This window comes from Lysinibacillus sp. FSL K6-0102 (assembly GCF_038003545.1).
Taxonomy (GTDB): domain Bacteria; phylum Bacillota; class Bacilli; order Bacillales_A; family Planococcaceae; genus Lysinibacillus; species Lysinibacillus capsici.
On the sequence record NZ_JBBOPH010000001.1, the window covers coordinates 1,448,215 to 1,462,157 of the forward strand.

A 13,943-nucleotide genomic window follows, 5' to 3' on the forward strand; every position below is an offset into this window, starting at 1 on the left:
GTTGACTACATTTCAATTAAAAGCATCTGCTGCTTGGTACGACAAATTTAATCCTATACCCAAAGAAACTCAAGCAAAAGTAAGCTCAATCATTGATACCGTATATAAAATATTTGATTGGTTTAAGAACATTAAACAGAACATAACTGAATTATCAATAGATGTAATGTTTTGGGTATACGAGACATTAACTAAAGTGGTTCTACATACACCTTCAATTTTATTTAATACTGAATGGTTTAAAGGAAATATCTTAACATTCACAGGATTGTCTATAGCTACTTCAATATTACTTTCGATGTTTGAAGGGTTAAAAATGATGTCTGGTGATCTAATTGAAAATAAAAAGCCAACTGATTTAAAACGAATAACGAAAAGAATACCTTTAGTTGTACTAGGTTCTGCAATTGCGCCTAGTGCGTTTTATTACCTGTTTAAAGGCTTAAATAAACTAACTGACATGATAATTGATTTCGGAAAGTTTCAAATGGAAAAAGGTATGAGTCAACTATCCGTTAATGACATATCTTTACTTCAGGTATTTGGCTTTATCGGATTTGATATTGCATTAATTACTATGCTTATCCCTATACTTTTACAGAATTTTAGAAGATGGTTTGATCTCCTTGCTTTGGGTGTTATGACACCATTAGCATTAGCATGTTGGGTATTTGCATCACAAGAACACTGGTTCATTATGTGGAGAGAGCATATTAAAAAATGTGCCTTTGTTCAAGTTGTTTATGCAATATTCTTACTGCTAATTGGAACTTTATTATTTGGTACAAAGATTACTAATGATTCATGGAATGTTTTAATTCAATTAGGAATTGTGATAGGCGGTCTGTGGAGAATGAATACGCCTCCTAATTTCTTATTTAGATATATTGATAGGGGAGAAGATGTTACTTCAATGTGGAATGGTGCTTTCAACGTTGTTAGACCTGTCACTATGGTTAAGAAGAAATTTAAGTTAAACAATAGGAATACGGTGAGGGGTGTGAAATCTAGATGAGTTTGAAACGATTGATAAATCCAAGCATTACTTCAAATGAAAAGTACAGTAATTACAAGATAACCTCATTAAGCAAAAGTACTGTAAAAGAAATGTTGTCAAATTCATTCATTGATGGAGTATTTGGATTAGAAGCATTTAGGGTTTCAGATAAGGAAAGTTTCATGTTCTTTTCTCCACCAAATTACAAAGTTGATTGGGGTAAAGTAGATGATGATGTATTACAGCAATATGAATTAAATTCAAATAATGACCATATGACTTGTTGTGAACTGTGTACAGTTAAGGGTTCATTATTTCCTGTAGAAATGAATTCTGATGAGTCATTTTGGAAAATAATTTGCTCTATATGTCCTCCACGTATTAATCTCATGTACCAAATTTTACTTGTATTCAGACAAGACAATTGGAAAGTGAGACTACAAGATCAATACGAGGATTATTTGAATGGTGTTCAGAATCCTTCTAATTATGGTTTTCTAAGAAAAATTCAACGTGGTATTAATAATAAACTAGATAATCTATTACAGTGGAAAAATAAGCATTCAGAAATTGAAGAGATAGAAAAGAAGTTAGATGAGAATGGATACCGTTTCAATGTAAGGTTTGTAATGAGTGGAGGTAATAAGAAAGAGCAGAGTAAATTGGTACAATTAATAGAAAATGAAATTAATAAATATTCATACACTAATCATTGGTCAATAAGTACAGATTCTTCATCGGAAATTATTGACAATATGATGAAACGAAGATTGGATTACAATAGTAAACATTCTGTATTATCGACTTCAGAGCTTTTACCACTTGTAATGATTAATGAGGAATTGAAAGTAGAAAAAATAAATTCAGTAGAACATCCATTAGTAAATACATCGACAAACAATAACCTAATAAAATTACTACCAGTTGGAAATAGTTTATCTGAGGCAAATGGAAAACAAATAGCTGAGAAATTTATTATTGCATTGAAGGAAGTTAAGAAGTTTAATAAAGAAATAGAACTGAAACAATCTAAAACAGGTTCTACTCTAATGAAGCTTACATTTAAATTACCTGATGAGTTAAGATTTTCAGAATTAAATAAGGAAAATGTGGTTAAAGATATTCAAATGAAAATGGGAGTTAAACATCTACAATTAAAACAAGGGGATGGAATACGAGAAATTGACGTGCTATTACCTTTAGAAAAAAGACAGAAGGTATTGTTGAGGAATTACATTGATACAGATGAATTCAGGCAGTATTCTAAGGAAAACCCACTTGCATTTTTAGTTGGTGTAGATGAAGTTGGAAATCCTATATACTCATGTATAAGTAAAATTAAACACTTATTGGTTGCAGGCACAACTGGTTCAGGAAAATCAGTATGGTTAAATCAATTAATATTGACACTTTTAACAACTAAAAATCCATTAGATGTGCAATTCTATATGATCGATATTAAACAAGTCGAGCTTACAGTATTTGAAGATTTCCCACATGTTCAATCTGTTGTTACTAATGCTATTGAAGGAATCAGTTTGTTAAATCAATTAATCAATGAAATGAATCGTAGATATGAGTTATTTAAGAAAAGTAATGTGAAAAATATTGCTCTTTACAATAAGCAATCGATTAATAAGTTACCATATATTATTTGTGTTATTGATGAATATGCAGAATTAAGTATAAGAGACAGTAGGGTACATGATCATGTCACAAGTTTAACTCAATTAGCTAGAGCAGCAGGAATTCATTTGATTATCGCCACACAAAGACCAAGTGTAGATGTAATTCCATCATTAATTAAAAGTAACTTACCAAGTAAAATAGGATTCTATTGTTCTAATACACGTACTTATTTGACTTTCTTAAATACTAAACCGCCATACGAACTGTTAGGTAATGGAGATGGAACAATGTGTTTTGAAGGTCATATTGAAGAACATGTTAGATTTCAAGGTTGTTTAATTGTTGATGATCCAAATTATGAAGGGTTAGAAAGTAAATTGATAAGAAGAATAGCAAGCAAAATTACCCAAAGGAAAGAAAATTTTGACTTACCTATAGTTGAGGAAGTTGTTCAAGATAGTGAATTGGATAGGTTAAAGAAAATTATAGCTAATACAGGAGAAACGAGAGTGTCGCCTTTGCGAAATATAATGAAAATAAATATAAATAAATTGAATGATTTAATGAAAGAGTTGGTTGAAGAGGAGTGGTTAGAAGCTCCTAAAACTAAACAGTCAGGATATAGACTTATAATTGAAGAAGAGGAACTGAAAAATTGGAGAAGTTGAATTGCAACATAAATAAAGAAAACATAAATCCCTAACAGAATTAAACCTCTGCATAGGGATTTATAAAATGATGTAAATTTGACTTATTAAGATATGTATTTGATTAGAATGATGTTCACTCATCGTTATAACATGTGTATTATTAACTACTTTTTAAATTTCTTCGTATTAAATGAATCCATGCGATGTGTTATTGTTGCTAACTGTTCACGAGTCACATAATCTTGCGGATTCGTACCGTCAGAAATACCATTAGCTTTAAACCAAGACCAGTCATCTTTATGACATTCTAATGGTTGTCTTACTTTTTGTTTATCCAATTTATTTTCTAACTGTTTCTTGAGTTCTGAGTTTTCTTTTTGAAGTTCAGTGATCATATTCTTTAGTTCATTGTACTGTGACATAGTTAGCTCATCTCCATTTTCTTTAATAGAATTTATTAAGGAAATATATTTCATAGGGTCTACTGCATTTGGTTGACCAGAAGTCCAAATTCCATTATGAATTTCAAAATGCAAATGTACTCCATATGATCGACCTGTCATACCCATAATTCCAATTTTTTGTCCTTGTTTAACTTTTTGTCCTACTTTTACAGAATACGAATCAAGATGCGCATAATTGGTTTCATATGTTTTGCCTGCTATTGAATGTTTGATCATTACTACATTTCCATAACTACTCAACACCTGCGCTCTACTCACAACACCATCTGCACTTGCATAGATAGGAGCTTTCAATCCTGCAATAGGAGAAGCTAGATCAATTCCTTGATGCCATTCTTTGTTCCCACTTATAGTTCTCCAACCAAAAGGGGAGGTTAGTCGAGCATTTAGCACAGGACAGATAAAATTAACCATCAAATCATTCCTTTCTTTTTCTTGGAACTTTCAATAAATAATAAGCAATACATAATAGCACCAATCCAATAATTGATTTATTTCTTAATATTACTTTTAGATCGTAAGCGATTCATAACTAAGTCACTATCACTAATGCCTTTTGTAGTGAAATCTACAACTGCCAAATAAATGAACTCTCCCAAATTAATAAATGTGTATGGATTCTTCAAAGCATCTAAAATTAAACCACCTAATTTACCCCAACTTGTTACATCTTCAAATGATACGTCTGCCATTGCAAACAGGTTTGTAAAGAAAACAATTCCAATAGCAATCCAAAACTGAGGGTTATAGATACGTACTTTCCAGTTAATTTTCATAGTTATCAATCCTTTCTTATAGTCCTAGCCATTTCATGAAGTAAGCTCCAATAATTGTGAGGGGGAGTAGTAGCCACCATTGTATGTATTTTTTAATTGTCTCACTGATAGAAATATTATCTTTACTTGATTCCGACTTTAAATCTTCCTCAATCCCATCTACACGTTTACCAATACTTTTAACATCATTTTGTAATTCGTCTTGTGACATATTTAATTTAGTTAGATTTACATTTATATTGTTAAAAGTCTCATCCATTTTATTTAGTTGGATTTGTTGATTCTTATTCATTTCCTGTTGTTGTTCTGAAACAACTGTTAAACGGTAAAGCAGTTCGTTATTACCTTCTAATTTTGAAACCCTATGATTTTGATTCTTTAACTCGGTTTCCACGCTTGCTAATCTTTCGCCAAGCTTTTCGTTATCCAATTTAATCACCGACTTCTTTAAAATAATAAAAAGAGTAGGGGAGATTAAACTCACACCTACTCTAAAGTTATGTGTATTTTCATACAATTTTTATGTATTTATATGTCTTATATTCATTATTTTTGTATTAATATACGTTAGAGTTTAAATAATATATGTCTATTATTAAATGCCTTCAGTATTCTTTAAAATATAATCTTCCACAGCAATACGATATTCTTGATTGGTAATGTCATCAATAATATATACTTTTTCAGTCTTTGGATTTAATCCTCCTGAAATAATTCGTTCTGCCGCAATTCTTACCACTACTTGATTAATTGTATTCATTATAAAATCCCTCCAATTTCATTGTCTGTTTGAAGCAATAAAGTATCTTCAAGTTCTCGAATACGTTTTTGTTCATCTGTCAGTTCAGGTTCAGGGTAAGCCTCAATGATAGGTTCTTTTGTATCAGGATTGATTGAAACTAAGAACTCATTAGCACCCACTATGCCATAAGGCAAATCTACGTAATCCAATCCATTAATATCTTCATGCGGAACCACAACACCCTTAGCTTCTCCGAACTGATGAACGATACGTCCAGTCACAGTGTCGAATATTACTCTATTTCCTAACTCTTGCATGTAAAGTCCCTCCTTTATTCTCCATAAGCTCTCCACTCATACTCTGTACCATTTGGAGAATCAACCTGTAGCCAAAACACACTACCGTCCCAACCACTGTTACCTGTGTAAACTGTGTCACCATCGTTGGCATACATCTTTATAGACCCAAGTGCTGCATCGAAATAGTCTGCATTGACAGCAGATGATCTTCTGGTTGTAGCATCTCCAACCTTTTTAGCTACTACAGTAATTGGAATAAATCCTAAGTTTGCTATTCTAAGGTAGGATGCAACATAACCTGGTCTATTAGAAGTTACAGTTACCCTACCTTTAGCTCTCTTACCTGAAATAGCTCTGATATTGGCAGCAGTCGTCGCAAATGTTGCGTCAGGCGGAGTATACACTCCCATGTCAGTAACCGCCTGATTGACTGTTGCCTTCCCATTACTGACAGATTGAAAAAGTTTTCTAGGGGATGTTTCGATCCAATTTTCCCAGACACCGTTAAAGCATTGTCTTTCGAATTCACTACCACCTGTAACATTGATTACTTTTTGAATAACATAAAGGTCATTATGAGCTGTAACAAAACCCATCCACCATTCCTTTGTAGGTGCATTTTGTGCTACAGGGTCCCCCATATAAAATCCATTATCTTTTACCATATTCCAGTCAGAAACTACTGTACATTTAGGTTGCAATCTCTGTGCAACACTGTTCCAGTTGGAGAAATCTACATTTGTAGGAATATTACTTTTCTGTGGTGTCCACGGATAGCCACTCCAAGATGTTCCTAAATCTTCAAACAATAAAGTTGCATTCTTAAGCATATCCATAGACATGGACTGAGTTGTATATAGCTCCACAGTAATAGTTACATAATTTTTACCTTGAGGAGTACGGACAATAGGTATAGTAAAAGCATCATTGTTGTGTTGACAATCTACAATAAAATAATGATTAGCAAATAAGTTAGATATTGATGTTATTGTTTTTGAGTAAGTACGGAGAACATCGGTCGTTTTAGCATAATTATGAACTACCTCGGCTCCACCTTCTGCGTTAGATTGAATCCAACTACATGTATACGTGACCTTGACAATACCTGAAAAGTGAACAGCAGGTATAGCAATACTTAACCGTTCAAGGTTAGAGTCGGAAGCAACCCAATCACTAGGTTTTATCATAAATGACCTTTTAACATTGAATTCGCCTAAATTAGTAATATCAGTATCGTTATAAATACCTTTTTGCCATGAATTATCGACTTTAGGTTTCATTTCAGCCAAATGTTCAGTAACTACTTGTTGGTTTTGAGATACAGTTTGCTGTAAATTCGCTATTTCTTGATTAACTTCTGTGAGATCAGCGTCTCGCCCTTTATCACCTTTTTCACCTTTTAGAGAAGCTAACCATTCTTCCGAAGTTCCAACAAAACCATTAAGTACTGCAACTTCATAAGCAGATAATCCATCCTCTCCAGTGTCACCTTTATCACCCTTTTCACCTTTAATATTACCTACATTTTCCCAAGCGTCTAAATTCTCAGACCATACATATAATTCACCGTTGACTGTGTATGCTTGACCTGCTTGACCAGTAGGAGGTAATTGTGAAGGATCAGTTAATTTACCTAAAATGCTTAATGCTGCACCAGTGTCTCCTTTATCTCCCTTTAAACCATGTAATGCTGCCAATCTCCAATATGTATTTTCTACAATAGGTAATACAGGTAAAGAATTATTTTGCGTATCTTGTAATGCAATCCAAGTTGAACCATTGTCTAAGACTGTATTATTTTTCTTATAAAGTGTAGATAAATTAAATTTTCCTGCTGATTTTACTTCATTGACGAGTAGTTCTGCGTTATCAATTACTTCTTGTCCATCATTGATGATGGCTTCTACCATAGTGGATTTCTGCTGAACGTCTGAAATAGTAGTTTCAGCTTGATTTAATTTAGTATCCAACTCGGATATTTTAGTTGTAGCTTCGCTAATTTTATCATCCATTTCAGTTATCTTACCATTGGCACTAACAATAACTTGATTACCTTCTGTAATTACTTCTTTAGTGTCATTTGTTGCTGTAATTGCATTAGTTGTCGCTTGTGTTACTTCGTTTAACTTTTCATCCAATCTCTCTAAAGCATCTAAAGCTTCATGACTATTTTCAATTAAACCTCCTAAAGTTTCCACGACAGAGCCTTCATTCAGTTTTGTATAAATAGAGTTTGGACTGTAGTAATGATTACCTTCACCTAAATATTTAAAGTGTAGTTGTTTGCCTACATTGATCGTGTTAAAGGTTACAATTTTGTTTATGTAATCAACTTTAAATCCATTCTCAGGAATTTGTCCTTCAGTAACTTCATACCAAGTAACGATATCATCAGAAGTGACAATGACTCGATTTAATTCATTAGGAATTTCGGACAATATTACTTTACCATCATTTGAAACAACAAGTGATTCATTCATATTGCTGAAAGGGGAGTCAGGTGTACCTTTTCGTCTTTCTATAATTACGGCAGGACTACCTTCATATCTATTCATGCATTCGCCTCCTTTATAAAATAAAAAGCATCTAGTATAAAACTAGACACTTTATTTAATCTCATAGATGCACTCAATGTGATGTTTGTTGATTACTAAATTTCCTATTGGAACGAGTGTGTCATCCCACGCTTTGATAGCCTTGTGTAATTCAACTGCATCATAAGTTTCTACTTCCGTTTCAAAGTCTTTGTTGTTTTGTAGTACAATTTTAATTTTAACCATAACTTTAATTCCTCCAATTATTATGTATTTTCTGTATCAAATAATTGATATATTTGTTAAAATAACTATAAAAATAATAAAATTCTATTACTAATTTCAAATAATATTTATATTTTATGTAATAAATTAATTATTGTATCCCATTAATGCTTGAACAAAAACAGTCGCATCGATTCTTCCTAGTTGACTACTATACAAATCAATAGTATTCCATTGACCTTTAACTAAGTAGGGAGTAATATCCAAATCATGTCTGTCAACATTAAACTTTCCTCCTAATTCATAATCCCGATTCACACCGTTAATATGTACAGATAGTTGTCTAGCATATGTACTTTTATAAATACCATGTTGAATAGGGTGAGAATGAGATGGTACAGTAAATGAATGAGAATGCGATGGTATATCTACTGTATGATAATGAGAAGGGATGTTGATAGTATGATAGTGAGATGGTACTGAGAAAGAGTGAGTATGGGAAGGTAGGGTAATATTGTGTTTGTGTCCTTCTACAGTTCGGTAAGTATGACTGTGACCTGCCGATGGATCAGTTTGTCCAGTTCCATATATTACATCGATACCACTATTACCAGATGTCACAATTGCACTTCCACCACTTTCAGTAGATGAAAAAGTACCACCGCCACTGTCAGTAGATCCGTACGTACCGCCACCAGAACCAGTAGATGTATAAGCACCGCCACCTCCATCCGTAGATGAATATGTCCCACCACCACTTTCAGTAGTTTGACTATATGCTCTAAATTGCAGTAGTTTGAAACGTAACATTACCTTTTTTATAGATAATGTTTCAGATGGAATAAAGACTTCCAAAGTAAGGGGGTTAAACCCATCCACATTATCAACTGAATTTTGTTGCCAAGTTTGCAACATTCCATTTTCATCTAATATAGTTTGATTACCAGTTTTATCTAATAACTGTAGACCATATACACCTTTAGAATATTCACCAAGTTTAACTCGTGGTTTTTCATTTAGGTCTTTAATGGTTAAAAGATTACCATTAATTGTGAATGTACCGTTGTTATCACCAATGATTAATTTTTCACCAAGAAGGAGTTTGCCTATTATTCTCTCGCCAATAATTAAGTGTTTATTAGTTTCAATATAATCATCGAGTGACTTAAGATTAATCTTCTCATCGATAGGGGAGTTAAGTAATTCGATAATTTTGCCTTTTGTTACCTTTAATACTTTTAAATTACCGCCAATCGTTTCATCTGAAAGCTGATCGAATGTAGACTGATACAATTCCTCTATTTTCATTTGAGATAATAGTTTTTCATATGCTAGATCAAATGATTCTTGAGTTTTAATTCCACCTGTTAAAATTGCTGCATCTTGAAGGTTACATATTTTACTTTCAATAATTTCAAAGTCATTGTACGGTGAAATTTGATACACTATTGAGTAATCATCAAATACTTCTCCGACAAGAATATCTAAATCAAAATTATCGTATGATTTAGTAGGGGTGAACATAGAATAGAAATGTGATGCAATTTCTTGTAAGATACTAACATCTTGAATCAGTCGTTTCTTGAATTCTTCAATAATTGAATAGGAGAGCAGAAGATTACCAGAGCAGAATACTACCTTGTTGTCGATGGTGAATAGCTTTTCTCCATTTGTGTCAATACGACAATGTGAATCATTTAACTTTGTGGATACTGCACTATCCGATCCGAAATAAATTGCATCTTTAGTTTGAATTACTGTTACATTACTCATTATGAAACCTCCTTTTCTCCCCAGTCATCCAATTTTATTTGAGTAAATGACCTGTCGGTGTTAACTAATTTATCGATTGCATACTGTAATTCTTCCATAGTTGGTAGCTTTCTACGACTCTTGATGCGTAAAATCTTCCAACCTTGAGACTTTAAAAACTCGTCACGTTTTCTATCTTCATTTTGCTTATCCTTATGGAAATACCAACCATCATATTCCACATCAATTTTAATATCATTGATGAATAAACCTATGTCGGTGCTGATTCTTGAAACAGGATAATTTAATTCTACGTTGTAACCTTCATTATGTAATAATTCATATATAGCAACTTGTTGAGATGAAGTTTTAATGCTACTGTTTCTGTAATATGTTTGAGCAATTTTTTCTTTAACACATTCAGCTTGAAGAGTATAGTCAACGCCGTATCTTTCTTGATTTGTAGCTCTTATCCTTTGTTTAACTTCTTCATTCTGACAGGAGTATTCTACACCGTATATTTCCATATTTGTTGCTTTTACTTTATTCAATATTTCAGGATTTTGAAGAGGAGAGGGAACTCCATATACTTCTATATTAGTCTGTCTTACTTTTTCTTGAATGTCTTTGTTTGCTAATGGATTGCCTACACCATAATTTTTGATAAATGTCTCTGTTACTTTATCTCTCACTTCCTTACTTTGGAACGGATGTTCAACTCCATAATTATTTAGTGAGGTTTGTTTGTATTTATCTTTATACTCTTGCGTTTGAGAGTAGTATTCTACACCATACTTTTCTAATATCGTATCTTTAGTCTTCTGTTTTCCAGTGTCGCTATGTAGAAATGATGCGTTACCATATCTTTCGATATTGGTTTGTTTCATTTTTATTGATCTACATTTTATACAACAATCACTATTTTTATTTCCATCTTTATTTTGTTTGTAATATGTTCTATACTCTTTATTTGACACATTCTCTTTGCAATAATCACAAAGAACTTCTACTTTTATATGACTACCAGTATTCAAGTCTTCTACTTTTACCTCAAAAGCATCTTTGTTGTCAGTGTAAATGTACCCTTTTTCTTCATAGTGCTTCTTGTTATAGCTGCTCCATTTAACCATTACTGTTTTAGTAATTAACAAATTATCACCTCAAAATAAAAAGAGCCTATATAGAATAGACTCCAGTTAATTTTTTATATTTAATTTTTTCATTAACAAATCCATCGGGTCTAACGGCATGGCGAAATGTATTTCCGCCGTCCCCGCTCAAACCGATTATGCCATGTTGGATTATAATTAGGTTTAGTGGATCATTAGGGTCAGTAATTACTATTCCTTTTCTGTCTATACTTATTTGGTTATTATATCCGCTCTCAATTTGCCTTTTATTTGCATCCCAAACGTCATTGATGATTTGACCAATCTCATGCGTATTTACAGTTGTTTTATCCCACTTAAACTTAGACATATCAAGAGTGGTAGAGCTTGAAACAGTACGATTAAATAACTCTTTAAGCGTCATAAATCCATTCTTAATATCATGAGCATTAGCGATCTCAATGCTTAAACTGTTACTATCTTCACCATGTTTAATTGAAATTATTTTAGCTAACACATCAATACCAAAGTTAGGGTATTTGACAGTAACTAAGTCACCTAATACTAACTTATCCCAATCTCTTTGACATTTAGATACATTTAAGAAATCAACTACATCAATAGAATAGGAGATACGAGGTTGACTAACTTTTAATAATTCCTTTTTACCTTCTTCGTACAAATCATCCACTTCAAAAATACTTGTATTTGACCACACTAATTCATTAACAAATCTTTCACGCTCAATAATTTGCTCACGAGTAAAGTTGTTCTCAATTGAGATAGTATTTTTTAATACTATAATCTCGTCATCAATACTCTTTAATGATAATTTAATAGTACCAATTTCATTATTCTTACTTGCAATTTCCGCTAGTTTATTTATTTTCTGTGTTATTAGTGCATCCGTAGGTTTCATTGTCGCATTTGCTACAGCTAATTCATCTTCTATAGTATTTAATTGAGTTTGTAGTACAAATAATTCATTTTGTTTTGTTTGCAAATTTTCTAAAATAGGCTTTTTTCTTTCAAGCATGTTTGTAAACTCACCTTGTTTACTATCTAACAAAGCATTATAGTCAAGAATAGCGTGACATAGTGAATCAGTCATATAATTAGAATGAGATATTATTTCTCTTGAATTTTCATCACGTTTGAAAGGGTACATATAGAAGTCAAATGATTCTATAAACGGAACACCTGTAGGATTTATGCTTGCAAAAGAGATACCTTCATTCCCATATACGTATAGTCTTGTAACTACTGAATCAAAGTCAGGATTTTCTTCTAATGATTTTAAATACTTTCCATGTTCAATAGATAATCCCTTATTTGTACCTATATTTTCATTCTTATAGAAGTTGATTTTCTTATTAATCGTATCCCATATAATAACTGCGTCATACAAATCAGATAAATCACCGATGAATTCAATTAAGCCTTGTTCACTAACGTCAAATGTTCGATGTTTATTAGCAATATCTACATCAATGTAACCAACTGTCCAATCAGATTTAGCAAGTAAAGTTTCGTTTAAAACACCTTCTGATCCAACATCAGAGTATAAAGGTTTCGTACCACTGAATTCACGAATTATCTTTTTATTCAATTCATAGGGAAGTAGGTAACATTGTACGTTTTTAACTTCTACGCCATTATTTGTAGTGTTCTTAGGATTGGTAATAATAAAATACTCTTTCTCATGACCACGTTCATATCGAATTAAATAGTGTCCACGTATCAAATCGACATTTTTATTTCGAACATACTTGTGACTACGATTAACTAAATATGGGATGTCAAAAGTTAATTCATGAATACCATTGTAATTTGTTGATAAATTTTTATTATATGCTTCCGACAGTTCTGCAATTGTTGTTCTATCTGGTTTACATAAATACAACCTAGACTTTTCAGGCTTTTTATATCTATCAATTGTTCCTAACAGTGCTATTACCTCCTTATCCTTTCAAAATTAGTTGATACCTAAATGTTAAACTACATGCACCTGTTACTTCTAATCTATTTATACCTCTCACTAATTCAAGGTAATTGTAATTAAAATTATCATAACGGTAGGTGAGCGTGATATCAGATTCAATGTAATGATTCTTATTGTCTACGTAAATAGTTTCAGCATTTGCTAGGTTATTAAATTTAAAATCCTTACCACCATTACTTAAATTTCTAATCTGGAAATCTCCATCATTCATTACATAAATCCACATTTCAGGGCAGAGTACTTCATCCCCAATATTGTCAAATTCAATAATTGTAGGGGTTGTAATGGTTGTTAATTCATATCGTTTTTCTTGAATAGGAGAGTAGATGAAAGGGGAGTCATTTATCATCGAAACTTCCACATAACCATCCCATGCATCATTATGGGTTAATTCAACTAATCCTTGATATTGAAGATAGTAGTATCTATCTGGTTCATCATCTGTATAAAACTCTTCGAAATTATTTGTATCAAGCCATCTAGCAATTTCTCTACGTTTTTTATCTGTCCATCTTTCACCTTCGACACAAGCTAAAGTTAACTTATATTCTAATGGCTCATATTCAGAACCGTATACATAAGGCGTAGGATTACCTGCAACTACTTCAGATACAATTTTCTTATTTGATAAGTAATTTGATTTGGTCATACCGCCTTCAAGGTTTACCATACAAACACCCATTTCAGATGAATGCCTACCATTATAGTAAAAATGAATTGAACTCAATTTATAATTCCACCTCCTAAATATAAAAAGAGGGGGA

At 32.2% G+C, this 13,943-nt stretch carries 13 protein-coding genes; 2 read left to right on the forward strand and 11 right to left on the reverse strand.

Annotated elements, in window-relative coordinates; translation table 11 throughout:
- Position 1 precedes the first annotated feature (1 nt).
- On the forward strand, positions 2–1,015 hold the full coding sequence (locus NYE73_RS06920; RefSeq protein WP_340815220.1) for a hypothetical protein: 1,014 nt from the start codon (positions 2–4) through the stop codon (positions 1,013–1,015).
- A complete protein-coding gene (locus NYE73_RS06925; protein WP_340815222.1) occupies positions 1,012–3,294 on the forward strand; it encodes an FtsK/SpoIIIE domain-containing protein in 2,283 nt (760 codons plus the stop codon). The genes NYE73_RS06920 and NYE73_RS06925 overlap by 4 nt, the downstream gene beginning before the upstream one ends.
- Before the next feature lie 146 nt (positions 3,295–3,440).
- Here NYE73_RS06925 and NYE73_RS06930 read toward each other — a convergent pair whose 3' ends face one another.
- From NYE73_RS06930 to NYE73_RS06980, 11 genes are all read right to left on the reverse strand, one after another.
- Positions 3,441–4,154, reverse strand: a complete 714-nt coding sequence (locus tag NYE73_RS06930) for a M23 family metallopeptidase (protein ID WP_340815223.1) — start codon at positions 4,152–4,154, stop codon at positions 3,441–3,443.
- Between the two features lie 77 nt (positions 4,155–4,231).
- On the reverse strand, positions 4,232–4,516 hold the full coding sequence (locus NYE73_RS06935; RefSeq protein ID WP_340815224.1) for a phage holin: 285 nt from the start codon (positions 4,514–4,516) through the stop codon (positions 4,232–4,234).
- Between the two features lie 16 nt (positions 4,517–4,532).
- Positions 4,533–4,946, reverse strand: coding sequence for a hypothetical protein (locus NYE73_RS06940; RefSeq protein ID WP_340815225.1), 414 nt, complete (start codon positions 4,944–4,946; stop codon positions 4,533–4,535).
- Between the two features lie 165 nt (positions 4,947–5,111).
- Positions 5,112–5,276 (reverse strand): hypothetical protein, encoded by a 165-nt coding sequence (locus NYE73_RS06945; protein WP_340815226.1) that lies wholly within the window; start codon positions 5,274–5,276, stop codon positions 5,112–5,114.
- On the reverse strand, positions 5,276–5,575 hold the full coding sequence (locus NYE73_RS06950; RefSeq protein WP_340815228.1) for a hypothetical protein: 300 nt from the start codon (positions 5,573–5,575) through the stop codon (positions 5,276–5,278). The genes NYE73_RS06945 and NYE73_RS06950 overlap by 1 nt, the downstream gene beginning before the upstream one ends.
- A gap of 14 nt (positions 5,576–5,589) precedes the next feature.
- The gene (locus NYE73_RS06955) at positions 5,590–8,112 is read right to left on the reverse strand and encodes a pyocin knob domain-containing protein (protein WP_340815230.1); all 2,523 of its coding nucleotides are present in this window, start codon (positions 8,110–8,112) and stop codon (positions 5,590–5,592) included.
- 51 nt (positions 8,113–8,163) lie between these two features.
- Entirely contained in the window at positions 8,164–8,337 is a 174-nt protein-coding gene (locus tag NYE73_RS06960) for a hypothetical protein (protein ID WP_340815231.1), read from the reverse strand.
- Positions 8,338–8,463: 126 nt separating this feature from the next.
- Positions 8,464–10,089 carry a hypothetical protein gene (locus NYE73_RS06965; RefSeq protein ID WP_340815232.1) on the reverse strand — a complete coding sequence of 542 codons (1,626 nt, stop codon included), beginning with the start codon at positions 10,087–10,089 and terminating at the stop codon, positions 8,464–8,466.
- Complete coding sequence (locus NYE73_RS06970; protein ID WP_340815234.1) at positions 10,089–11,219, reverse strand: DUF7487 domain-containing protein; 1,131 nt, start codon at positions 11,217–11,219, stop codon at positions 10,089–10,091. Before NYE73_RS06970 ends, NYE73_RS06965 begins: the two co-directional genes overlap by 1 nt.
- 25 nt (positions 11,220–11,244) lie before the next feature.
- Complete coding sequence (locus NYE73_RS06975) at positions 11,245–13,080, reverse strand: phage tail spike protein (protein ID WP_340815235.1); 1,836 nt, start codon at positions 13,078–13,080, stop codon at positions 11,245–11,247.
- A gap of 58 nt (positions 13,081–13,138) precedes the next feature.
- The gene (locus NYE73_RS06980) at positions 13,139–13,906 is read right to left on the reverse strand and encodes a phage tail domain-containing protein (protein ID WP_340815236.1); all 768 of its coding nucleotides are present in this window, start codon (positions 13,904–13,906) and stop codon (positions 13,139–13,141) included.
- Positions 13,907–13,943: the final 37 nt, after the last annotated feature.